The organism is Alloalcanivorax sp. C16-2 (assembly GCF_046507615.1).
Taxonomy (GTDB): Bacteria; Pseudomonadota; Gammaproteobacteria; order Pseudomonadales; family Alcanivoracaceae; genus Alloalcanivorax; species Alloalcanivorax marinus_A.
In genome coordinates, this window is record NZ_JBKFTL010000002.1 from 594,017 (window position 1) to 616,417 (window position 22,401).

20 protein-coding genes are annotated in these 22,401 nt (G+C 64.4%); 9 read left to right on the plus strand and 11 right to left on the minus strand.

Going from position 1 to position 22,401, the window contains the following annotated elements; genetic code table 11:
* Positions 1-182 precede the first annotated feature (182 nt).
* The 7 genes from ACLD02_RS12995 (at position 183) to ACLD02_RS13025 (ending at position 8,040) form a co-directional block, all read left to right on the plus strand.
* A complete protein-coding gene (locus ACLD02_RS12995; protein WP_203105247.1) occupies positions 183-1,415 on the plus strand; it encodes a branched-chain amino acid ABC transporter substrate-binding protein in 1,233 nt (410 codons plus the stop codon).
* A gap of 77 nt (positions 1,416-1,492) precedes the next feature.
* Complete coding sequence (locus ACLD02_RS13000; protein ID WP_161383389.1) at positions 1,493-2,434, plus strand: branched-chain amino acid ABC transporter permease; 942 nt, start codon at positions 1,493-1,495, stop codon at positions 2,432-2,434.
* 7 nt (positions 2,435-2,441) lie between these two features.
* Positions 2,442-3,731, plus strand: coding sequence for a branched-chain amino acid ABC transporter permease (locus tag ACLD02_RS13005; RefSeq protein WP_410298877.1), 1,290 nt, complete (start codon positions 2,442-2,444; stop codon positions 3,729-3,731).
* Entirely contained in the window at positions 3,731-4,498 is a 768-nt protein-coding gene (locus ACLD02_RS13010) for an ABC transporter ATP-binding protein (protein WP_203105248.1), read from the plus strand. The genes ACLD02_RS13005 and ACLD02_RS13010 overlap by 1 nt, the downstream gene beginning before the upstream one ends.
* Positions 4,498-5,205, plus strand: a complete 708-nt coding sequence (locus tag ACLD02_RS13015) for an ABC transporter ATP-binding protein (protein WP_203105249.1) — start codon at positions 4,498-4,500, stop codon at positions 5,203-5,205. Before ACLD02_RS13010 ends, ACLD02_RS13015 begins: the two co-directional genes overlap by 1 nt.
* A 10-nt stretch (positions 5,206-5,215) precedes the next feature.
* Positions 5,216-6,832, plus strand: coding sequence for a class I adenylate-forming enzyme family protein (locus ACLD02_RS13020; RefSeq protein WP_410298878.1), 1,617 nt, complete (start codon positions 5,216-5,218; stop codon positions 6,830-6,832).
* 8 nt (positions 6,833-6,840) lie between these two features.
* Positions 6,841-8,040 carry an acyl-CoA dehydrogenase family protein gene (locus ACLD02_RS13025; protein ID WP_203105251.1) on the plus strand — a complete coding sequence of 400 codons (1,200 nt, stop codon included), beginning with the start codon at positions 6,841-6,843 and terminating at the stop codon, positions 8,038-8,040.
* A 110-nt stretch (positions 8,041-8,150) separates the two neighbouring features.
* On the opposite strand, the gene ACLD02_RS13030 is transcribed toward ACLD02_RS13025, so the two are convergent.
* The 4 genes from ACLD02_RS13030 to ACLD02_RS13045 form a co-directional block, all read right to left on the minus strand.
* On the minus strand, positions 8,151-9,470 hold the full coding sequence (locus tag ACLD02_RS13030; RefSeq protein WP_238401091.1) for an OmpP1/FadL family transporter: 1,320 nt from the start codon (positions 9,468-9,470) through the stop codon (positions 8,151-8,153).
* A gap of 205 nt (positions 9,471-9,675) precedes the next feature.
* Complete coding sequence (locus ACLD02_RS13035) at positions 9,676-10,821, minus strand: acyl-CoA dehydrogenase family protein (protein ID WP_410298879.1); 1,146 nt, start codon at positions 10,819-10,821, stop codon at positions 9,676-9,678.
* A gap of 74 nt (positions 10,822-10,895) precedes the next feature.
* Positions 10,896-11,984 carry a cell division protein ZapE gene (gene zapE / locus ACLD02_RS13040; RefSeq protein WP_203105385.1) on the minus strand — a complete coding sequence of 363 codons (1,089 nt, stop codon included), beginning with the start codon at positions 11,982-11,984 and terminating at the stop codon, positions 10,896-10,898.
* Between the two features lie 94 nt (positions 11,985-12,078).
* Positions 12,079-12,708, minus strand: a complete 630-nt coding sequence (locus tag ACLD02_RS13045; protein WP_203105253.1) for an alpha/beta hydrolase — start codon at positions 12,706-12,708, stop codon at positions 12,079-12,081.
* Between the two features lie 85 nt (positions 12,709-12,793).
* Between ACLD02_RS13045 and ACLD02_RS13050 the strand changes: the two genes are divergently transcribed.
* Complete coding sequence (locus ACLD02_RS13050; RefSeq protein WP_203105254.1) at positions 12,794-13,309, plus strand: YhcB family protein; 516 nt, start codon at positions 12,794-12,796, stop codon at positions 13,307-13,309.
* 62 nt (positions 13,310-13,371) lie between these two features.
* On the opposite strand, the gene sat is transcribed toward ACLD02_RS13050, so the two are convergent.
* The 3 genes from sat to ACLD02_RS13065 all read right to left on the minus strand — a co-directional run bounded on the left by sat (position 13,372) and on the right by ACLD02_RS13065 (position 16,383).
* Positions 13,372-14,586: a sulfate adenylyltransferase gene (sat, locus tag ACLD02_RS13055; protein ID WP_410298880.1), complete on the minus strand. Its 1,215-nt coding sequence runs from the start codon at positions 14,584-14,586 to the stop codon at positions 13,372-13,374.
* Positions 14,587-14,713: 127 nt separating this feature from the next.
* Complete coding sequence (locus ACLD02_RS13060; protein WP_203105256.1) at positions 14,714-15,577, minus strand: diacylglycerol/lipid kinase family protein; 864 nt, start codon at positions 15,575-15,577, stop codon at positions 14,714-14,716.
* Between the two features lie 47 nt (positions 15,578-15,624).
* The gene (locus ACLD02_RS13065) at positions 15,625-16,383 is read right to left on the minus strand and encodes a Nif3-like dinuclear metal center hexameric protein (protein ID WP_410298881.1); all 759 of its coding nucleotides are present in this window, start codon (positions 16,381-16,383) and stop codon (positions 15,625-15,627) included.
* A gap of 66 nt (positions 16,384-16,449) precedes the next feature.
* On the opposite strand from ACLD02_RS13065, the gene ACLD02_RS13070 reads away from it, so the two are divergent.
* The gene (locus ACLD02_RS13070) at positions 16,450-17,562 is read left to right on the plus strand and encodes a trypsin-like peptidase domain-containing protein (protein ID WP_203105258.1); all 1,113 of its coding nucleotides are present in this window, start codon (positions 16,450-16,452) and stop codon (positions 17,560-17,562) included.
* Positions 17,563-17,570: 8 nt separating this feature from the next.
* Here the strand turns inward: ACLD02_RS13070 and ACLD02_RS13075 are convergent, their stop codons facing one another.
* The 4 genes from ACLD02_RS13075 to hisG form a co-directional block, all read right to left on the minus strand.
* Positions 17,571-19,175: a mucoidy inhibitor MuiA family protein gene (locus tag ACLD02_RS13075; protein WP_410298882.1), complete on the minus strand. Its 1,605-nt coding sequence runs from the start codon at positions 19,173-19,175 to the stop codon at positions 17,571-17,573.
* A gap of 103 nt (positions 19,176-19,278) precedes the next feature.
* Complete coding sequence (hisC, locus tag ACLD02_RS13080) at positions 19,279-20,337, minus strand: histidinol-phosphate transaminase (protein ID WP_203105260.1); 1,059 nt, start codon at positions 20,335-20,337, stop codon at positions 19,279-19,281.
* Positions 20,338-20,446: 109 nt separating this feature from the next.
* A complete protein-coding gene (gene hisD, locus ACLD02_RS13085) occupies positions 20,447-21,745 on the minus strand; it encodes a histidinol dehydrogenase (protein ID WP_410298883.1) in 1,299 nt (432 codons plus the stop codon).
* Positions 21,742-22,395 (minus strand): ATP phosphoribosyltransferase, encoded by a 654-nt coding sequence (hisG, locus tag ACLD02_RS13090; protein ID WP_203105262.1) that lies wholly within the window; start codon positions 22,393-22,395, stop codon positions 21,742-21,744. Before hisG ends, hisD begins: the two co-directional genes overlap by 4 nt.
* Positions 22,396-22,401 lie beyond the last annotated feature (6 nt).

The following is a 22,401-nucleotide window of genomic DNA, read 5'->3' on the forward strand; positions in this document are numbered from 1 at the left end:
GGCTGGCAGCGCATTCTAATGAGTCCACGGCCGGCACGCATCCGCGACCTGTTCTGCAATATTGTCCTACGATATTGACCCACAATAATCGGTGGGCTAGTTTCAGACAAACGCGATACCTCACCACCCGCCGTGCCACCGGGCCCGGCGTATAAACACAACAACCATTGAGGAGGCATACCATGCCACGTTGGATCACCACGGCCACCGCCGTAGCCGCCCTGGGCGTCATCTCTCCAGCGGTTCAGGCCGAACCTCTGAAAATCGCCATTATCGAATCCCTGTCCGGCCCGCAAACCTCCACTGGCCGCCTGATCGCCACCGCCGCCGAGTACGTCATCGACCAGACCAACACCGCCGGCGGATTCAATGGCGAAGCCATCCAGGTCAAGGAATACGACAACGCCGGCGATACCTCCGGCGCCGCCACCAAATTCCGCGAAGCGGCGGCCGACGGCGCCCACGTCATCATTCAGGGCGCGTCCTCCGCGATTGGCGGCCAGGTCACCGAGGACGTGCGCAAGCACAATATCCGCAACCCGGATCACCCCATCATCTATATCAACGTGGGCGCCGAAGCCATGGAACTGCGCGGCAAGAAGTGCCATTTCCATGCCTTCCACTTCACCACCACCGCGCCCTACCGCACCGTCCCGCTGATGCAGGTCATGTCCGAACAGGGTCATCTGGGCAAGCGTGTCTATTCCATCAATCAGAACTACTCCTGGGGCCGCGACATGGAGACCGCCATCGTCGACAACGCGGACCGGTTCGGCTATCAGGTGGTGGACAAGGTCCTCCATGAAGTGAACCGGATTCAGGATTTCTCCCCGTTCGTGGCCCGTATCAAATCGGAAAACCCGGACTCGGTGATCACCGGCAACTGGTCCAATGACCTGCTACTACTCATGAAGGCAGTGGGCGACGCCAACCTGGATGTCACCTTTGGCACTATTTTCATGGACCAGCCCGGCAACGTGGCCAACGCCGGCAATGTGGCCAAGGGGCATTACGTGGCGCACAGCAGCAACATCGAGCTGCTCGACGAGGCCGGCACCGAGGCCTACAAAAAAGCCACCGGCCACTATCCGGTATTCATAGAACCGACCACCCTGAACGGCGTCGGCCTGTTCGCCGAAGCCCTGAAGAAAGTGGATTTCGAAGGCGGCGACATCAATGTCGATGAGATCGCCCTGGCCATGGAGAACACCACCTTCGACAACGGCCTGGGTGGCATGCATGTCCGCAAGGCCGACCACCAGGCGGTGATCCCCATCGTCGTGTCCCAGGTGGCCAGCGACGTCAAGTACCCGGTGGACGGCACGGAACTGGGCTTCAAACCGGTGAAAACCGTGGCCGGCGCGGACGCCATCTACCCTGCCCAGGACAGCTGCCGCATGCGGCGCCCCGAATAAACGATTCCATATCGATGCCGCGGTCGGGGCCCGCCAAGGACCGGCCGCCATACTGATAACAACATCGGGAGAGACGCATGGAGTTCCTGATCGTCTCCACGCTGAACGGCGTTATCTACGGCATGCTCCTGTTCATGGTGTCCGCCGGGTTAACGCTGATTTTTGGCATGATGGGCGTACTCAACTTCGCCCACGCTTCGTTCTATATGCTGGGCGCCTACTTCGCCTACACCCTTTCCGGCCTGTTCAATTTCTGGGTGGGGCTGATCGTCGCTCCGCTGCTCGTGGCGATTATCGGCATGTTGATCGAGCGTTACATGCTGCGCCGGGTGCATGCCCATGGCCACGCCCACGAACTGCTGCTGACCTTTGGCCTGGTATTCATCTTCGAGGAGTTGATCAAGCTGTTCTACGGCGACTTCCCGGTGAGCTATCAGCGCCCGGATTATCTCAACTTCGCCATCTTCAATCTGTTCGGCACCGACTATCCGTTCTACCGGGTGTTTATCGGCCTGGTGGCGCTGTTGATGTTCATCGTGCTGTTCGTACTGCTCACCCGCACCCGCGTGGGCATGGTGGTGCGGGCCGCCGAGCGCCTGCCGGATACCGCGCGGGCACTGGGGCATAACGTTCCCATGGTGTTCCTCGGCGTGTTCGGCGCCGGCGCGGGGCTCGCCGGCCTGTCCGGCGCGGTGGCCGGCGCGTTCTTTCCCACCAACCCGAACATGGCGCTGGAACTGGGCGTGATCGTCTTCGTGGTGGTGGTGGTGGGCGGTCTCGGCTCCCTGGCCGGTTCGCTGATCGCCTCGCTGTTGATCGGCGTGTTCAGTTCCTTCGCCGTGGGCCTGGACTGGTCCCTGGCATCGCTGTTCGGCTTGATCGGCCTGGGGGACTGGGCCAATAGTCTGGGAGGGCTGGTGACCATGCCGCTGTCCTCCATTTCCGCCACCGTTCCTTTTCTGTTGATGCTCATCGTCCTGCTGGTGCGTCCGGCCGGCCTGATGGGCTCGAAGAATTGAGGAGGCCATGATGCGATACGCCCTGATTGCCATCCTCGCCCTGCTGGCCCTGCTGATCATCGCGCCGCCCCTGCTCGGCACCGGCTGGCAGTACGCTCTGATCAACGCCTTGATCGCCGCCCTGTTCGCCGCCGCCTTCAATCTTCTGGTGGGCCAGGGGGGCATGCTGTCCTTCGGCCATGCCGCCTACTTCGGCGTCGGCGCCTTCACCGTGATCCATCTGATGCAATCGGTGGAATACGGAGACTTTCCATTCCCCACCGTGTTGCTGCCGTTAGCCGGCGCCGCCGTCAGCCTGCTGTGCGGGGTACTGGCCGGCTTCTTCGCCACCATGCGTTCCGGCGTCTATTTCGCGCTGGTGACCCTGGCTCTGGCGGAGTTGCTGCATTCCCTGGCACCGCACTGGGATGAGATGTTCGGCGGTGAAGCCGGGCTGTCATCCATGCGCATGCCGTCCCTTGGCCTTACTTTCGGCTCCACCCTGGAGGTTTATTACCTGACGCTGGCGTGGGTAGTGATCTGTATCGGACTGCTCTACGCCTACACCCGCACGCCGTTTGGAAGGCTCACCCTGGCCTTGCGGGATAACGAACAGCGCATCCGCTTCATGGGCTTCAACGCCCACGGCACCAAGATCCTGGTGTTCGGCATCTCGGCAATGTTCTCCGGCGTCGCCGGCAGCCTCATGGCGATCTCCAATGAAACCGCCAACTACAGCGTGTTCAGCACCCAGGTCTCGGCCCTGGTGGTGCTGCATACCTTCGTCGGCGGCTCCACCATCTTCTTCGGTCCGATCGTCGGCGCCTGCGTCCTTTCACTGTTCACTTTCGTGGTCTCCGGCGCCACCCATTCGTGGATGCTTTATCAAGGCATCATCTTCGTGCTGGTGATGCTGTTCGCGCCCAAGGGCATCGGTGGCGTGATCCAGGCTCATATCGAGCAACGGCACAGCCTCCCCTGGAAGCGTCTGGCCGCCCCCTATGCGCTCGCCACGCTGGCAGGCTTGATGGTGGCCTGCGCCACGGTGTTCGTGGTGCAAAGCCTGGAGATCGTGCTGTCCCGCGAGTACGCGGCGGCGGTGGCGCGCACCGGCGAGTACGCGCCCTACACGGTGTTCGGCCTGGAATGGCGGGTCTTCCATCCGCTCACCTGGCTGTTCCCGCTGCTGTTATTGGTACCCGGTTTATACATGCTGCGCCGCGCCTTCGCCCGCATCCAAACCTTGTGGGACAACGACGAGAGCGATGACGACGGCGACATCGCCACCACGCCGGAACTGATGGAAGGAGGCCGCTGATGGATACCGAAACGCAGTCCGACGTCCTGGTCATCGACGACTTGCGGAAACACTTCGGCGGCCTGGAGATCATGCGCGGCGTGGACCTCACCATAAAACACGGAGAGCGGCATGCCCTGGTGGGCCCCAACGGCGCCGGCAAGTCGACTTTGTTCAATCTGATTTCCGGCGAACACCGCCCCAGTGGTGGGCACATTTATCTTCAGGGGCAACGCATCAGCGGCCTGAAGCCGGAACAGATCAGCCGTCGCGGTCTTACCCGTTCGTTTCAGATCACCAACGTATTCAGCCGCATGAGCGCCTTCGAGAACATTCGCATCGGCGTCATGGCCCGGCACGGCATCCGCTTCAACCTGTACCGGCGCATCAGGCCGATGCGGGCCATCAATGAAGAGTCCCATGCCTTGCTGAGGCAGGTCCGCCTGGACCATCGCGCCGACAGCCTGGCATCGGATCTCACCTACTCGGAACAACGGGCCCTGGAAATCGGCATGACCCTGGCCACCGGCGCCGAGGTCATTCTGCTGGATGAGCCCACCGCCGGCATGTCCCGGGACGAGACCGCCTACATGGTGGAGTTGATTCGCCAGGTCACCGAAGGAAAGACGCTGATGATGGTGGAACATGACATGAGTGTCGTGTTCGGCCTGTGCGATCGCATCTCGGTACTGGTTTACGGCCGTATTCTCGCCACCGGCGGCCCCGAGGAGATTCGCTCCAACCAGGAGGTACAAAGCGCGTACCTGGGCGAAGAGGAGGAACACTGATGCTTTTGGACGTTGACCAGCTGCACGCTTACTACGGCAAGAGCCACATTCTGCATGGCGTGCGTTTCACCATGCCGGAGCCGCGCATCGTGGCACTGCTGGGCCGCAACGGCGCCGGGCGCTCCACCACCTTGAAAGCGATGATGGGACTCGTGCCACCAAGCCAGGGCAAGGTCGCGCTCAACGACGAGGATCTGGCCGGCCGTCCGGCCCACCTTATCGCCCGGCGCGGGCTCGGCTATGTCCCCGAGGAACGCCAGGTTTTCCCCAATCTCACCGTGGAGGAAAACCTGATGATGGGCATCCAGACCGGCGCCGAGGGCGCCCCCCGCTGGCAAGCGGAGGATATGTACCAGTACTTCCCCCGCCTGCGCGAACGCCGAAATCAAAAAGCCGGCCATATGTCCGGCGGTGAACAGCAAATGCTCACCATCTGCCGCTCACTGCTCGGCAATCCATTGGTACTCCTGGTCGACGAACCCACCGAAGGCCTGGCGCCAATGATCGTGCAGGTGGTGATGGATGTGATTCGTGACATTCATCAACGGGGTGTCGGCGTGCTGCTGGTGGAGCAAAAAATGACCATGGCGCTGCGGGTGGCCAGCCATGTGCTGGTGATGGGTCACGGTCAGATTGTCTTCACCGGGTCCACCGAAGACATGCAGTCGCGGGACGACATTCGCCGCGACTGGCTCGAAGTGGCCTGAGGAGAACACCATGAAAAACCCGACCCACCGCTTTGACACGCATTATGAGACCCACTTCGCCAACCGTGTCATCCGCTGTTTCCGCCAGCGGCCCGACTCGGTGCAGGCGATGCTGCAATCGGCTCTGGAGCACAACCCGGAAGGTGACGCCTTTGTTTTCCAGGAACAGCATGTCAGCTATCGCGCCCTGGCACGGCAAGCGGCCCGGGCCGCCGCCACGCTGCATGGTCTGGGCGTACGCCCGGGAGACCGCGTGGCGCTGGTGCTACGTAATGGCCCGGCCTTCATGCATGCCCTGTTCGGCGCGCTCTGGCTGGGGGCCATCGCGGTGCCACTGAACGCCCGGGAACAAGGCGCCGGGCTGGCCTTGATCTTCGCCGACTGCACTCCCAAGGTGGCCATCGCCGAAGCCGATCTGGTGGAACGGCTGCACCGTGGGGGCGCCACCCAGGGGCTGGCCGCCCTGTTCGCGGCGGGAGGCGATGCCCCCGGCGCACGGCCCTTCGAAGCACTGTTCGAGGGTGCCGCCGTCGATCCCCCCATGGCCCTCCCCGACCAGGAGGACACCGCCGTTCTGCTCTACACCTCCGGCACCACCGGCCGCCCCAAAGGCGCCATGCTGACCCACCTCAATATCGCCCACACCGTGAAACTGTGGGAAAAGGCCATGGACCTGCGCTTCGCGGAGCGGTCCGTTCTGGCCGTGCCCGGCAGCCATGTGACCGGGTTGATGGGAATCATCTTCACCATGCTCCATATGGCCGGCTGCACTCTGATCATGCCGCGCTTCGACGCCGCCGAATTCAACCAGCTGGTCGCCAACGAAAACGCCACCAGCACCATCATGGTTCCAGCCATGTACAAATTGTGCCTGATGCGCGCCAACTTCGACGTTCTGGATCTGAGCAGCTGGCGGGTGGGCGCTTTTGGCGGCGCCCCGATGCCGGAATCGACCATCCTCGAGTTCCAGGAGCGGCTACCGCATCTGCGGTTGATGAACGCCTACGGCGCCACCGAAACCAGCACCGCCGTCACCGCCATGTCCCCGGATCACCAGCTGGAGCACCTGGACAGTATTGGCCAGGTACTGGATTGCGTGGACATCCGCATCATGGACGAACAGGGTCAGGAGTGTCCGGCGGGCGTATCCGGTGAGTTATGGATTTCCGGGCCGGTGGTGATTCCCGGCTACTGGCGGGATTCAGAGCGCACCGCGGAGAACTTCATCGGCGGCTACTGGCGCTCCGGAGACATCGGTGACATCGGCCCCGACGGCTATGTGCGCATCTTCGACCGCAAGAAAGACATGATTATTCGTGGCGGTTACAACATCTACTGCATCGAGGTGGAAAACGCCATCGCCTATCACCCCGACGTTGCCGAGTGCGCGGTGATCGGCGTGCCCGATCCGGTACTCGGCGAAAAAATTCTGGCGGTGGTCTGCAGCCGGGAGAACAACCTCGATGCTGACACGCTGCGCCGTTTTTGCGCCGACCGCCTGGCTGACTACAAAGTCCTCGATTTTGTTCACCTGCAAGCCGAACCGTTACCGCGCAACGCCAACGGCAAAGTGATGAAGACCACCCTGCGCGAGCGCCTCCCCCACCCTGAAACCGAACCCTGCTGAGAACCACCATGGATTTCACCTACCCGGAAAAAACCCAGAAACTCATCGCCCGACTCAATGCCTTCATGGACGAACATATCCATCCCAACGAGGCCCGCTATGAGCAGGAACTGGCCGCCGGCAACTACTGGCCGCGGGTGGTTGAGGAACTGAAGCCAAAAGCCCGCGCCGCCGGCCTGTGGAACCTGTTCCTGCCGGAGTCGGAATACGGCGCCGGCCTCACCAATTTCGAGTACGCGCCCCTGTGCGAAATCATGGGCCGGGTCATGTGGGCGCCGGAAGTATTCAACTGCTCGGCGCCGGACACCGGCAATATGGAGGTGCTGGCGCGCTATGGAACCCCGCAGCAAAGGGAACAATGGCTAACGCCCTTGCTCGACGGCGAAATCCGCTCCTGCTTCGCCATGACCGAACCGGACGTGGCCTCCTCCGACGCCACCAACATCGAGAGCGCCATCGTCCGCGACGGCGATGACTACGTGATCAACGGCCGCAAATGGTTTTCGTCCGGATCACCGGACGAACGCTGCAAGATTTTCATCTTCATGGGCAAGACCGATCCGGATAACCCCGACCGCCACAAACAGCAATCCATGATTCTGGTGCCCCGGGATACCCCGGGCATTACCGTGGTGCGCCCGTTGCCGGTCTTTGGTTTTTCCGGCACACCGGACGTGACCGGGGAGGTCCGCTTCGAGAACGTACGCGTCCCCGCCAGCAACATGCTGCTCGGCGAGGGGCGGGGCTTTGAAATCGCCCAGGGCCGCTTGGGCCCGGGCCGTATCCATCACTGCATGCGTCTGATCGGGCTGGCGGAACGGGCGCTGGAGAAAATGTGCAAACGCACCCAGGAGCGGGTTGCGTTCGGCAGGCCGGTGGCGGAGCAGACCGTAACCCTGGAACGCATCGCCGAATCCCGCATCCTCATCGACCAGACCCGGCTGCTGGTGCTCAACGCCGCCCATATGATGGACACCGTCGGCAACAAGGTGGCGCGCAAGCAAATCGCCATGATCAAGGTGGCCGCGCCGAACATGGCCGCCCGCGTTATCGACTGGGCGATCCAGGCTCACGGCGGCGGCGGTGTGACCAACGATTTCGGGCTCGCCAAAGCCTACGCCAACGCCCGTATGCTGCGCCTGGCGGACGGCCCCGACGAAGTACACCGCAACCAGATCGGAAGATTGGAACTGCGGCGACATCGTTAGCGCCTGGGTCCGCCCTTCGTCTCAACCAGGGCGGCACCACGGACGGTCAGGCACAAAAAAGGCGAACCCGGAGGTTCGCCTTTTTCGTTGGGGCTCGTGACGGGCGGCGCTTAGAAAGTGTAGTTCAGCTGCGCGCCGATCACGTTGGCGTCCAGTTCGTAGGTGCCGTCGAGCACGGCGCCACGGCTGGTTTTGTAGACGTCGGCGTCATCCACCCAGATGTGGGCGTAGGCCACATCGATGCTGAGGTTTTCGGTGGGGCGGAAGCCGGCGCCCAGGGTCGCCCAGACGCGGTCGGAGTCCGGAGAGATCGCGGAGCGGTTGTCACTGCTCTGGGTGGACTCTTCCTTGGCCAGGCCGAAGCGCAGCACGGTATCGCTGGGCAGGGTATGGCGCAGGCCGACGGAGTATCGGGTGGTGTCATCCCAGTCGAATTCCTCGATGGAGGGGTTCGGCAGGGAAGCCATGCCGCCCAGGGAGGTCTGGGTGCCGGAGTGTTCCACCACCAGACGGTCAAGGCTGCTCCAGTAGGTGTGTTCCACGCCCAGCAGGAGCTGGGTGCGGTCGGTCAGATCACCGGCGTAGGAGAGCTGCAGCACGGCGGGCAGATCCAGGCTGGTTTTGCCGGAGTACTTGCCGGCCAGGTCGGCGACCACGGTGGGGATGGCGGCGGCGGGCACGCCAGCGCCGGCGGCGGAAGCGGCCACGGCGGCGTCCTTGAAGGTGATGTCGCCGTCGATGTCGTAGCTGATCTCGGAGCGGTAGGCCACGCCGAAGTGGTTGTTGTCGTCGGGGCTGAAGGTCAGGCCGGCGTTCCAGCCGAAGGCGTCATCGTCGCCTTCCAGACGGGTGGCGGAGTTTTCGATGTCCGCTTCGATACGCTGGTAGTTCAGACCCACGCCCAGGCGCAGATTGTCGGTGACCTGAATGCCCATGGCCGGATTGACGTTGATGGTCTTCACATCGGAAGTCTGGGCATAGGGGTCGCCGGTGGTCGGGAAAAACGGAGCGCTGGGGCCGGCGTTGACGTTACCCCAATTGTCCTCGTATTCGATCTTGGTACCGAAGGGCGCGTTGATGCCGAGGCCGAAGGTGATACGGTCGTTGAACGGCATGGCCATGAAGACGCTGCCCACGAAGGGTTCGACGTCCTCGAAGTCGCCCGGACCACTGGCGCCATCGGCCTTGAAGGAGGTGTCGATCCAGACCTGGTGGGTGGCCAAGGAGAACTGGGTATCGTGCAGGCCCGCCAGGGTGGCCGGGTTGTACCACTGGTTGGTGGCGTCCTCGCTGAGTACGCCGGAACCGGCGTAGGCGGTACCCATGGCGGACACGGACTGGTAGGAAACGCCAAAACCGGAGGCGAACGCCGAGCCGGAGGCGAGGGACAGCACGGAAGTCGCGAGCAATGTGCCTCTTATTTTCATCATGTTTTTCTCCATCGTATCGAGCCGGAAGTGGCCGGACCGCTTCGTCCACGCTGGTCCGGGCACGGCAAAATGCCGGGGTATACACCGACCGGCTAAGAATAAACTCGCAAGCCGGGGCGGAGAAGGTGAGGAATGTAAAACTGGACGTTTTTCGGCCTGCAAAAGGCGACCGGCCGGTCGCCTTTTCAGGGCATCGGGGGGAGGCTCAGCCGCCGAGCAGGGCCCGGGCGATGATGGTCTTCATGATTTCGTTGGTGCCGCCATAGATACGTTGCACGCGGGCATCGGCGAACATGCGGGCGATCGGGTATTCCCACATGTAGCCGTAGCCGCCATGCAGCTGCACGCACTCGTCGATGATCTCGCACTGCAGATCGGTGACCCAGTACTTGGCGCCGGCGGCGGTGGGGATATCCAGCTCTTTCTTAAGGTGCAGTTCCAGGCAACGGTCCACGTAGGCACGGGCCACATCCAGCTTGGTACGCATCTCGGCCAGTTTGAACTGGGTGTTCTGGAAGCCGGCGATGGGTTGGCCGAAGGCCTTGCGTTCCTTAACGTAGTCCAGGGTGTGCTGGAAGGCGCTTTCCGCCATGGCCAGGCCGTTGATGGCGATGCCCAGACGCTCCTGGGGCAGCTCCTGCATAAGATAAATGAACCCCATGCCTTCCTGCCCGATCAGGTTCTCGGCGGGGATTTTGACGTCCTGGAAGAACAGCTCCGAGGTATCCTGGGCCTTCATGCCCACTTTCTTCAGATTTTTGCCTTTCTCGAAGCCTTCCATGCCCTCCTCGACGATGATCAGACTGGTGCCCTTGGCCCCCTTGGAGGGATCGGTCTTGGCCACCACGATCACCAAATCGGCGTTCTGACCGTTGGTGATAAAGGTCTTGGAACCGTTGAGGATGTAGTGGTCTCCGTCCTTGACGGCGGTGGTCTTGACGCCCTGCAGGTCGGAGCCGGCGCCGGGTTCGCTCATGGCGATGGCGCCGATCATCTCGCCGGTGACCATCTTCGGCAGGTACTTCTGCTTGAGAGCCTCGGAGCCGTAATGTTCGATGTAGGGGGCCACGATCTCGGTGTGCAGGCCCCAGCCGATGCCGGTGAGGCCGGCCCGGGAGATTTCCTCGCTGACCACCACGCTGTACAGGAAATCGGCGCCGAGGCCACCGTACGCCTCGCTGACCATGGGGCACAGGAAGCCCTGTTCACCGGCCTTGCGCCACAGTTCCTTGGGCACCTGGCCGCTCTGCTCCCATTGCTCGTGATGGGGCACGGCTTCGTTTTCCAGGAAGCGACGGACGGTATCGCGAAGCGCCTCGTGGTCGGAATTGAACAGCGTACGCGGGATCATGGCAGTCTCCGGGTTGTGTATAACGGGAAACAGAGTGTCTAACCCGGAGAATTCGGGGGCAATGACCAAACCGCTCAGGCCAGATGTTCGCGGGCCAGGTATTCCTGGGACTGCATCTCCAGCAAGCGCGAGCGGGTGCGCTCGAACTCGAAATCCAGCCGGCCGCCGGCGTAGAGATCCTCGATGGGGGTTTCCGCGGTGATCACCAGCTTCACGCCACGATCGTAGAACTCGTCCACCAGGTTGATGAAACGGCGCGCCCGGTCGTCGGTGCCGGCGCCCATGCGTTCCACATTGGAGATCAACACGGTCTGGAACTCACGGGCGATCTCAATGTAGTCGTTCTGGCTGCGGGGGCCGTCGCAGACCGCAGGAAAATCAAACCAGACCACGTCGTCGGCGGATTTCACCGTGGCGATCTTGCGCCCTTCCACCAGGATGTTGCCCTGCTCCCGGTGACGACCATGCTCCGAGGCCAGCGCCGCGAAACGCTCCTCCATGAACCGGTCCGCCTCCGCGCCCAGCGGGCAGTGGAACAGTTCCGCCTGTTCCAGCAAACGCAGCCGGTAGTCCTTGCCGCCGTCCACGTTCATCACCTTGGTGTGCAGCTTGATCAGCTCTATGGCGGGCAAGAACCGGGCCCGCTGCAGACCGTCCTTGTAGAGCCCGTCCGGCTCGATATTGGAGGTGGCCACCAGGGTCACGCCCTCGTCGAACAGGGTCTGCATCAGGGTCGCCAGAATCATGGCGTCGGTGATGTCGGTGACGAAGAACTCGTCAAAGCAGAGCACCCGGTAACGGGCCGCGAATTCCCGGGCGATGCTGGTGAGCGGGTTTTTCTCACCCTGGCGCTCGCGCATCTGGCGGTGCACTTTCTGCATGAAGCGATGGAAGTGCATGCGGCGCTTGTCTTCGAACGGCAGACATTCGAAGAACACATCCATCAGGTAGGTCTTGCCGCGCCCCACCCCGCCCCACATGTACAACCCCTTCTCGGGCTTGCGCTTCTGCTTGCGCAGTTTCGCCAGCAGGCCCGCCGGTGCCCGGGCCTGGCACAGCCTGCCATGCAGGTGGTCCAGAGCGCGCACCGCTTGTTCCTGGGCGGGGTCGCGCACGAACTCGGGGCGTTTCAGGTCGGCCTGGTATTTCTCGAGAGGCGTCATGGTGTCCGACGGTGGTGAACGGCGGGTCAATGTAGCGTTCCGTAAGCGGCCTGACAACAAGGGCCCGGGTAAGCGATCCGGCGGACGGGCCGGTTCAGGGCATCCGCGACGCCGCCACTTCCTTGAGATCCACCAGCTTGCCATGGAAGAAATGCCCGCTGTCCGGAAAGCGGATCAGGTCCGGCGCCAGGACGGTGTCGCCGGCCCAGCGGAAGACCTGTTCCGCGGGCACCACCTCGTCATCCTCGCCCTGCACCACGGTGACCGGGCAGCCCACGTTCTCCAGCCCCTCGAAGTCGAAGTGATGCACCGGCGGCGCCACCAGCATCAAGGACCGGGGGGCCTGGCCATTGGCGGCCAGCACCTCGGCGCCACGGGCGGCCACGAAGCTGCCGAACGAGAACCCGGCCAGCCACAGCGGCTTGTCCGGAAATTCGCGGGTCAGCCAGTTGTGCACGGCGATCAGGTCCTCGGTTTCACCGATGCCGTCGCTGAAGGCACCCTGGCTGTTGCCAACACCGCGAAAATTAAAGCGCAGGACGGCGGCGCCGGCGTCGCGGGCGGCGCGGCTCAGGGTGGTGACCACCTTGTTGTCCATGGTGCCACCGAACAGTGGATGCGGATGGCAGACGATGGCGATAAAACGCGGCGCCTCGGTGTCGCCTTCGAGCGCGGCCTCCAGAGTGCCTTCCGGGCCCTCCAGGGCCAGGCGGTCACGGCTCATGTTTCCTCCCGATACAATTTACTCTGCGGTTCGCTTGGCGCGGCCACGGGTCTGTGCTGCAATGTGGCTGCTTGAGGAGTATGACATGGATACGCTGACAACCCACCTGCTCACCTTTCTCGCCGGGCTGATTCTGGGCGCCGGCCTGCTCTACTGGCTGATGCCCGCGCGCCGCCAGGGCAGCCAGCTGATTCGCGAACGTGACGAGGCCCGCAACGCCCTCAACCACTATCGCGATCAGGTGGACCATCATTTCCTGGAAACCGCCGATCTGGTCAATGAGCTGACCCAGACCTACCGGTCCGTGCATCAGCATCTGTCCCGGGGCGCGCAGACCCTGTGCAGCGAATCCGGCCGAAAGAAAGCCGCCGCCAAGAACCTTGACGCCGCCCATGAGCCGGAGACCCCGCTGTCCCAACCGCTCGACTACGCCCCCAAGGCGCAGGGCACCCTGTCCGAGGACTTCGGTTTGCAGAAACAGGCGGACGGGCCGTTCAGCCCGGTGGAAATGGGCGTGGACACGCCGGATACGGTGGTTGAGCCGCCCCGCGATTACGCCGATGTGCGTGATGACAACGACGAAAGCGACCGCCCGCGCTGAGCGCGTCGGCGCCATAAAAAAACCCGGGCCTGGCCCGGGTTTTTTGTACGCGGCGGAGCGGATCAGCGCGCCGAGTGGCCCTTGAGTTCCACCTTCACCTTTTCGTGGTCCTGCAGGCCTTCGTAGTACTCACGCAGCACCGCCAGCACCTCCGGACGGCTGAAGTTGTCCGGCACGTCGCCGCCTTCGCTGAGCAGCTTGCGCAGCTTGGTACCGCTGACCAGAACACGGTCCTCGGCGGTGTGCGGGCAGGTGCGCATGCTGGCCATGGTGCCGCACTTGTCGCACCAGAAGGTCCAGTCGATCTTGAGCGGCTGGGTGATCAGCGCGTCGTCCGGGATTTCGTCGAAGATGTGGTGGGCGTCGAACGGGCCGTAGTAATCGCCCACGCCGGCGTGGTCACGGCCCACGATCAGGTGGGAGCAGCCGTAGTTCTGACGGAACAGGGCGTGCAGCAATGCCTCGCGGGGGCCAGCGTAACGCATGTCCAGCGGATAGCCGGATTGCACCACGGTATTGTCCACGAAATAGTTGTCGATCAGCGTCTTGATCGCGGTCTGGCGCACCTCGGCGGGGATATCGCCGGGCTTCAGGTTGCCGAGCAGGGAATGCACCAGCACGCCGTCACAGATTTCGATGGCGATCTTGGCCAGGTGCTCGTGAGAGCGGTGCATGGGGTTACGGGTCTGGAAGGCGGCCACGGTTTTCCAGCCACGTTCCTCGAACATGGCCCGGGTTTCGGCCGGGGTCATGTAGATGCCCGCGTACTTCTCCGGGAAATCGCCCTGGCTGAACACCTTCACCGGCCCGGCCAGGTTCACGTCACCCTGGGCCATGACCATTTTCACGCCCGGGTGCTCCTCATCGGTGGTCTTGAACACCTGCTGGCACTCGTGGGCCTTGTCGATGGCGTACTTCTCGGTGACCGTCATGGAGCCCATGATGTCGCCGTCCTCATCCACCAGCGCCACTTCCACGCCCTCGGCGAGACCGTCGGCGGTGGCGGCATCGGTGGAAAGGGTGATCGGGATCGGCCAGAACACGCCGTTGGCCAGGGCCATGTTATCGCACACGCTCTGCCAATCGGCCTTGCCCATGAAGCCGTCCAGGGGAGTGAAGCCGCCGATGCCGAGCATGATCAGGTCCCCGCGTTCCCGGGAACTGAGGGTAATGCGAGGCAGATCCCGGGCGGCGGCCAGCGCCTGCTCCCGCTCGGCGCCGTCCAGCAGCAGAATGTTCAGCGTATCGCTGCCGTGAGGTTTCACCAGTTGCGACATGTTCACTCCCTTAAGGTCGGATTGGCTGTTATGGCGGCGGATTATAGCGGCCAAGCCATGACACCCTCCACCGATGCTAAGAACTTTCCGTTTGGGTCTTATGCCTCGGGGCCGCGGCAGAGCGGTTTCAGCCCCGGGGCACCATCACCGTTACCGGCTCGGGCTCCAGGCCGATCTCGGCGGGCAGCCAGCCGGCCGGATCACCGTCAGTCTGTACCGGTTCCAGGCCCGGAGCGCTGATCGTCACCCGCTCGGCGCTCAGCGAGGCCACGCCGTCCACCTGCTCCAGACGCCCGAGCGCCAGCGCCGCCAGACAACGCAGCAGGAACAGCACGCCCGGACGCTGGAACAACAGCACCTGAACACTGCGCCGGGCCAGGCTGGCCTGCCGGCTGAGCACGAAGCCCCCGCCGTAGTAACGGCCGTTGCTGATCACCGCCGAGAAACAGTCCAGGGGCCGGCCGTCCACGGTGACCCGGAAACGCACCTCGCCGTAGCGGAACAACTGACGGACCATGCTGACCAGATAAGCCAGCTTGCCGATGCGGCGCTTGGAAATCAGGTCCACCTGATCCACCACCCAGGCGTCGTAGCCCACCCCGGCCATGACCAGAAAGCGTCGGCCGTTGAGCAGCGCCGGGGTGACGGTCTGCGGTCGCCCTTCCAGCACCACCCGGGCGGCGGCCTCCGGCTGGCGCGGAATGGCCAGCTCCCGGGCCAGCACATTGGCGGTGCCGAGCGGAAACAAGGCCAGCGCCACACCCGGGCGCAGGCCGTTGATGACATCGTTGATGGTACCGTCGCCGCCGGCGGCGACCACGCATTCCCCCGGGTTATCGAGCGCCCGCAGATAACGGGTGGCATCACCGGGAGCCCGGGTGTGATACAGGCGCACCCGGGCACCGCCCTGTTCCAGCGCCCGCACGAAATGACGCAGGCGTTTGGCCCTGCCGCCACCGGCGGTAGGGTTGAAAATGACAGTGATGTTCATGGAATTCCTGACCGTCGGCGCGCCGGGTCACGGCGACCGCTTCTTGACTACACCGGGTTGTCGATATCGATGAAGATGTGCTCCAGCCCGTGCTCGTTGGCGAGCCATTCGCCCACCGCCTGCACGCCGTAACGCTCCGTGGCGTGGTGGCCGCAGGCGAAATAGTGAATACCGGTCTCGCGGGCGAAATGCGTGGTGGGCTCGGAAATCTCGCCGCTGAGGTAGGCATCCACCCCCAGCGCCCGGGCCTGTTCAATAAACCCCTGGGCAGCGCCGGTGCACCAGGCCAGGGTTTCGATTTCGTCCTGGCTGTCACCGATGTGCAGGGCCTCGCGGCCGAGCACCGCCTCCACATGGGCGGCGAAATCCTCGGCGCTCATGGGCTCGTCCAGCCGCCCCACATTGCCAATCGACAACGGGTTGCCCGGCTCCAGACCACCCTCCACGTGCAGCCCCAGCCGCCGCGCCAGCTGGGCATTGTTGCCCATTTGCGGATGCGCATCCAGCGGCAAATGATAGGCGAACAGGCTGATATCGTGGCGCAGCAGGCTTTGCAGGCGCTGCTTCTTCATGCCGCGCACGCGCTGATCCTCGTTTTTCCAGAAGTAGCCGTGGTGCACGAGAATGGCATCCGCCTCCTCGACGATGGCGGCGTCGATCAGCGCCTGACAGGCGGTCACGCCGGTGACCAGCCGCCGAACCTGCTCGCGGCCTTCCACCTGCAGGCCATTGGGGCAGTAATCACGGAACCGGTGGGTCTGCAGCTCGTCATCAAGCAGGCCGAGCAGGTGATCGCGTTTCAGCATGGGCGTGTTTCCCTGTTGATCTGCTACCATTGCGCGCAGTTTACATGATTCGCGGGGGCAAACTCAGTGGTGAAACTGATCCGCTTTCTGGCATTGCCGGTGGTGGCCGGCCTGGCCGTGGGCCTGGCCGTGCTGTGGTGGTATGAACAGGGGCCCGGATCACGCCCCGACGACGGCGAGATAGCGCGCGCCGCGCCCACCGCCGACAGCTACGCCAGCGCCGTGCAGCGGGCGGCGCCGGCGGTGGTCAACGTCTACACCACCCAGATCGTCACCCGTGGCGACAGCGTCAGCGACGACCCGCTGTTCAACCGCTTCATGGAGCGGCCGCGGCGGGAGCGGGCACTGGCCAGCCTGGGTTCCGGGGTGATCGTGTCGCCGGAGGGCTATGTGCTCACCAGCTATCATGTGATCCGCGACGCCGACGAGATTCTGGTGGCCCTGCGCGATGGCCGCGATGCCCCGGCCAGGGTGGTGGGCACCGACCCGGAAACCGACCTGGCACTGCTGCAGATCGCCGTGGAAAACCCGCCGGTGATCGACCTGAACGGCCCGCAGCCGGTGAAGGTGGGTGACGTGGTGCTGGCCATCGGCAACCCCCTGGGCGTGGGCCAGACCGTGTCCATGGGCATCGTCAGCGCCACCGGCCGCACCCATCTGGGCATCGCCACCTTCGAGAACTTCATCCAGACCGACGCCGCCATCAACCGGGGCAACTCCGGCGGCGCCCTGGTGGACACACGAGGCCACCTGATCGGCATCAACACCGCCATCCTGTCCCAGGACGGCAGTTGGCAGGGCATCGGCTTCGCCACCCCCGCTTCCATCGCCCGCGAGGTGATGAGCGACCTGATCGAGCACGGCCGGGTGATCCGGGGCTTCCTCGGCGTCACCGTGCAGGACATCAACCCCACCCTGGCGGAAACCTTCGGCCTTCAGGACGTGATTGGTGGCGTGGTCACCGAGGTGGTGTCCGGCAGCCCGGCGCAGAAGGCCGGCCTGCAGGCGGAGGATGTGCTGGTCGGCATCAACGGCGAAACCATGGACGATGCCTACGAAGCGATGAACCGCATCGCCGGCACCGAACCCGGCACCACCCTGACCCTGAACGTGATGCGCAACCAGCAGCCACTGGATCTGGACGTCACCATCGGCACCCGCCCGCCGGCATCCCGCTAGGCCGCGTTTCAGCGACCGCCGGGGATGCCGGTCAGGGTCATATCGGTGGGGTAACGCAAGCGGTAGCCGTGCTCGATGTTCAACTCGCCGCCGCCTTCCACCTCGCGGTCCCAGGCCACCAGCCCCTGGATATCACGCACCCCGGAACGGTCAGGGGCCGCTCCGGTGGCCTCCACCTCGATACGTTCGTCACTGGCCACCGGCCGGCGGTCATACAGTTGCACCTCGACCGGATGCGCATAGCCGCTGGACAGCGTCACCGTGCGGCTCACCGCCAGCGTCTTCTCCTTGTTGATCAGGCCGGTTTCACCATGGCTGGCCGGTTGTTCCACCACCTTGACCCGCAGCCGAGGATCGTCGCCGAAACTCATCCGCACCCGCTCACCGATCTGGATCGCCGCGGTGCGCCGGTAGCGGGTCAGCCGCTGCCCGTCCCGGGACAATGACACCTCGCCACCGAGCCAGGGCACGCCGCCATCATTACGCCATTCCCCCACCAGCAGCACCGCCGGTTGTTGCCACAGGTAGCTCTCGCGGGTCAGCGTCACCGGCAATGTCGCCCGCCGGTAGGTCACCCGGGCGCTGGACCCGTCGCTGGCCAGGGTCAACGGCGTATCCAACGGCACCCGCATATCCACTCCATGCGCCACCGGCATGGGCGCCGGCGCCGATACCGCTTTGCGCGGCGCCGCGTCCAGCAGTTCCATGGCCGGCTCGGCGCTGAAGTTCCGGCTGGCCAGGCCGCCCTGCCCGGCCTTGGCCAGACCGACGATCCACGGCGAAGGCTCGGGCACCGCCCGGTAGCCGGCGGGCAGCAGACCCAAGGTGGCGCGCACGTCGCGCCAGTCCTCGCCGGTGCGGTTTTCGATTTCGGCCACCGCCGCCAGGGCCACCTGCCGTTCGTCACTGTGCAGATTCACCTGCAGGCGATTGCCCCAACCGGCCGAGCCGGTGAAATAGTGCAAGGTGACGTGGGCGGTGGTGGCCGCCGGCGCGTTCACATCCAGCACCAGCTCCCGGCGCGCCTGCTGAGCCTGTCCCAGTTGAGCACGCTGATCCTGCAAGGCCCGCAATTCCCGCTCCATGTCCGGGCGCCGGGCGGCACGTTCATTGATCGCCGTCTGCCGTGCCGTCACCGCGTCCCCCAGCTGCTTCCAGGCCCGCGACCACTGATCCACCGGCACCTCGGAGAACAACGCCTGGCCCTGGGGCGCCTGCCCGAACAACGACTGCAACCGCTCGATCTGCTGCCGATCCAGCGCGTCGGCGGCGTCCGCCTCGGACAGACGCCGCTGCAACGCAGCGATTTCATCGTCCAGCGCCTGCCGGCGCCGGGACACGTCCTCCGCTTCACTGGCGCGGCGCTCGCGCACGCCCTCCAGGGTCGCCCCCTCCACCTCGACGCGCAGGTTGTCCAGGTCCAGTTCTGGCAGATCGCCGATCACGAATTGATGGTCGCCGGCGGGCAGGTCCCGGGCCACCGAACGGGACACCTCCGCCTGGGACGGGAACAGAACCACCTCGGTGACGGGCGGGGAAACCGGATAGGTGGCGGCCAAGGCCTGGGCGGAGGGCCCGAGCAGGGCCAGGATCAGAGCGCGGGGCAGGCTCATGGTTCTCATCCTGAGTCACGTTGTTGATAGCCGAGATTAGAATAAGCCAGCCACCGCGACCACCGACCAGGCAGCACTCCGGAAGGCAAGGGGGCAGCGCCGCCTAGAGGAACTGTTGCAGGGCTTCCAGCAAAGCCCGGTTCTGGTCCGGGCGGCCGACGGTAATGCGCAGGTAGTCCTGAATGCGCTCCGGTTTGCCGAAATGGCGCACGATGATGCCCTGCTCTCGCAGAGCCCCGGCCAGCTTGGCGCCGGCATGTCCGGGATGGCGGCAGAACAGGAAGTTGGCCGCCGAGGGCAGCACTTCGAAACCGAGGCCATCCAGGGCGCGACGCAGGGTTTCCCGTTCCTCGATCACCAGTTCCCGGCCGCGCTGGAACCAGTCTTCATCCTCGAAGGCGGCCTTCCCGGCGGCAATGGCCAGCCGGTCCAGCGGATAAGAGTTGAAGCTGTTCTTGATGCGCTCCAGGCCTTCGATCAGGGCGACGTCCCCCACCGCGAAGCCGATGCGCGCGCCGGCAAGGGCACGGGATTTGGAGAGCGTCTGGGTGACCAGAAGATTGGGGTAGCGGTTCACCAGGGCGATGGCGGTGTCGCCGCCGAAGTCCACGTAAGCCTCGTCCACCACCACCACGGAATCCGGATTGGCGTTCAGAATGGACTCAATGGCATCCAGCGGCAGCAGCCGGCCGGTGGGGGCGTTGGGGTTGGGGAAAATGATGCCGCCGTTAGGCGCCGAATAGTCCGCCGGATCAATGGCCAGGTCGTCATCCAGGGACACCGGCCGGTAGTCGATGTCGTAGAGTCCGCAGTAGACCTTGTAGAAGCTGTAGGTGATGTCCGGGAACAGCAGCGGCCGGTCCTGTTTGAACAGGCCAAAGAAGATGTGCGCCAGCACTTCGTCGGAGCCGTTGCCGACAAACACCTGGTCGGTGTCCACGCCGTAATAGGTGGCGATGGCGTCCTTCAGTTCGGTGGCGTCCGGGTCCGGGTACAGACGCAGCCGCTCATCGGCGGCGGCGCGAATCGCCTCGATCACCTTCGGGGACGGCGCCAGCGGATGTTCATTGGTGTTGAGCTTGACCAGCCGGGCCATCTTCGGCTGTTCGCCGGGCACATAGGGTTCCAGGTCGCGGACGAACGGGCTCCAGAATTTGCTCATGGGTACTCCGCTGGACGCCCGACGCTGGACGCCGGACGCCAAAAACCAAAATAGGATCAGACCATTGTGATATTAAAGCGTCCGGCGTCCGGCGTCCGGCGTCAGACGTCTAGCGCTTTATTCGCAGTTCCGCGCTGCGGGCATGGGCGGTAAGGCGTTCGCCTCGGGCCAGCACCGACGCCACCCCGGCCAGGGCGCTGGCGCCTTCCGGGGAGCAGCCGATCAGTGAGCTGCGCTTCTGGAAATCATAGACACCCAGCGGCGAGGAGAAACGCGCCGTGGCGCTGGTGGGCAGCACATGGTTGGGCCCGGCGCAGTAATCGCCCAGCGCCTCCGGCGTGTGCCGGCCCAGAAAGATGGCGCCGGCGTGGCGCACTTTTTTCGCCCAGCGACCGGCGTCGTCCATGGACAACTCCAGGTGCTCCGGGCTGATCCGGTTAACCACCTCGAAGGCGTCGTCCAGGTCCCGGGCCTGGATCAGCGCCCCCCGGTTGGCCATGGAGGTGCGAATGATGGCCTCGCGCTCCAGAGTCGGGGCCAGGCGCTCCATGGCCTCGGCCACCCGCTCCAGGAAATCGGCATCCGGGCTGACCAGAATCGCCTGGGCTTCCTCGTCATGCTCCGCCTGGGAAAACAGGTCCATGGCGATCCACTCCGGATCGGTGTGGCCGTCGCACACCACCAGTATCTCGGAAGGCCCGGCAATCATGTCGATGCCCACCTTGCCGAACACCTGACGCTTGGCCTCGGCCACATAGATGTTGCCCGGACCGACAATCTTGTCCACCGCCGGAATCGATTCGGTGCCAAAGGCGAGGGCCGCCACCGCCTGGGCGCCGCCCACGGTGAAGAAGCGCTCGACGCCGGCCACGGCGGCGGCGGCCAGCACCATGTCGTCCAGTTCGCCATCCGGCGCCGGGCTGACCATGACGATTTCGCCAACCCCGGCCACGTGGGCGGGCAGCGCGTTCATCAGCACCGAGCTGGGGTAGGCGGCCTTGCCGCCGGGCACGTAGATGCCGGCCCGGTCCAGGGCGGTGACCTGCTGGCCCAGCAGGGTGCCATCGGCATCCCGGTAGCTCCAGGACTCCTGCTTCTGACGCTCGTGGTAGTCGCGCACCCGCTCGGCGGCGGCTTCCAGGGCCTGGCGTTGCTCGGCGGGCAGACGCGCCAGTGCCGCCTCCAGTTCGTCGCGCTCCACGGTCAGATCGGCCATGGAACCGGCCTGGCGGCGATCAAAGCGGTTGGTGTATTCCACCACAGCGGCGTCGCCACGTTTGGCCACGTCGCGGAGGATGGCGCGCACTCGCTCGCCCACCTCTTCGTCACGCTCTTCGCTCCAGGCGGTGAGCGCGCTCAGGCGTTCGCTGAAATCACTGTCACGGGTGTCGAGGCGGGTCGTTTTCATGCCGGGGTCCGTCGTTTCGCTACCGCTTGTTCCAGTTTATCCAGAATACCCTGAATGTCCGCGTGACGAGTCTTCATGCTGGCCCGGTTGACCACCACCCGGGACGAAATATCGTCGGCGATGGTCTCGGTGGGCTCCAGGCCATTGGCGCGCAGGGTGTTGCCGGTGTCGACGATGTCCACGATGCGGTCCGCCAGGCCCACCAGGGGCGCCAGTTCCATGGCCCCGTACAGCTTGATGATCTCGGCCTGCTTGCCCTGGCGGGCGAAGTAGGAGCGCGCCACGTTGACGAACTTGGTGGCCACCCGCACCCGGCCACTTACCGGCGGCGCATCCTTGAGCGCGGCCACCATCAGCTTGCAGCGGGCGATTTCCAGATCCAGGGGCTCGAACAGGCCCTCGGCGCCGTGCTCCATGAGCACGTCCTTGCCGGCCACGCCCAGGTCGGCGCCACCGTGCTGCACATAGGGCGGCACGTCGGTGGCGCGGATCACGATGATGCGTACATCGTCCCGGGTGGTGTCGAAGATCAGCTTGCGGGAGGCGGACGGGTCCTCCAGCAGCTCGATGCCCGCCTCCTTGAGCAGAGGCAGCGTGTCCTTGAGGATGCGCCCCTTGGAGAGGGCGATGGTCAGGGGTGTGGTAGCCATGTTCAG

Coding starts and splice junctions, on each gene's coding strand:
- ACLD02_RS12995 (WP_203105247.1), top strand. CDS start 183: ATGCCACGTTGGATCACCACGGCCACCGCCGTAGCCGCCCTGGGCGTC.
- ACLD02_RS13000 (WP_161383389.1), top strand. CDS start 1,493: ATGGAGTTCCTGATCGTCTCCACGCTGAACGGCGTTATCTACGGCATG.
- ACLD02_RS13005 (WP_410298877.1), top strand. CDS start 2,442: ATGATGCGATACGCCCTGATTGCCATCCTCGCCCTGCTGGCCCTGCTG.
- ACLD02_RS13010 (WP_203105248.1), top strand. CDS start 3,731: ATGGATACCGAAACGCAGTCCGACGTCCTGGTCATCGACGACTTGCGG.
- ACLD02_RS13015 (WP_203105249.1), top strand. CDS start 4,498: ATGCTTTTGGACGTTGACCAGCTGCACGCTTACTACGGCAAGAGCCAC.
- ACLD02_RS13020 (WP_410298878.1), top strand. CDS start 5,216: ATGAAAAACCCGACCCACCGCTTTGACACGCATTATGAGACCCACTTC.
- ACLD02_RS13025 (WP_203105251.1), top strand. CDS start 6,841: ATGGATTTCACCTACCCGGAAAAAACCCAGAAACTCATCGCCCGACTC.
- ACLD02_RS13030 (WP_238401091.1), bottom strand. CDS start 9,470: ATGATGAAAATAAGAGGCACATTGCTCGCGACTTCCGTGCTGTCCCTC.
- ACLD02_RS13035 (WP_410298879.1), bottom strand. CDS start 10,821: ATGATCCCGCGTACGCTGTTCAATTCCGACCACGAGGCGCTTCGCGAT.
- zapE (WP_203105385.1), bottom strand. CDS start 11,984: ATGACGCCTCTCGAGAAATACCAGGCCGACCTGAAACGCCCCGAGTTC.
- ACLD02_RS13045 (WP_203105253.1), bottom strand. CDS start 12,708: ATGAGCCGTGACCGCCTGGCCCTGGAGGGCCCGGAAGGCACTCTGGAG.
- ACLD02_RS13050 (WP_203105254.1), top strand. CDS start 12,794: ATGGATACGCTGACAACCCACCTGCTCACCTTTCTCGCCGGGCTGATT.
- sat (WP_410298880.1), bottom strand. CDS start 14,586: ATGTCGCAACTGGTGAAACCTCACGGCAGCGATACGCTGAACATTCTG.
- ACLD02_RS13060 (WP_203105256.1), bottom strand. CDS start 15,577: ATGAACATCACTGTCATTTTCAACCCTACCGCCGGTGGCGGCAGGGCC.
- ACLD02_RS13065 (WP_410298881.1), bottom strand. CDS start 16,383: ATGCTGAAACGCGATCACCTGCTCGGCCTGCTTGATGACGAGCTGCAG.
- ACLD02_RS13075 (WP_410298882.1), bottom strand. CDS start 19,175: ATGAGCCTGCCCCGCGCTCTGATCCTGGCCCTGCTCGGGCCCTCCGCC.
- hisC (WP_203105260.1), bottom strand. CDS start 20,337: ATGAGCAAATTCTGGAGCCCGTTCGTCCGCGACCTGGAACCCTATGTG.
- hisD (WP_410298883.1), bottom strand. CDS start 21,745: ATGAAAACGACCCGCCTCGACACCCGTGACAGTGATTTCAGCGAACGC.
- hisG (WP_203105262.1), bottom strand. CDS start 22,395: ATGGCTACCACACCCCTGACCATCGCCCTCTCCAAGGGGCGCATCCTC.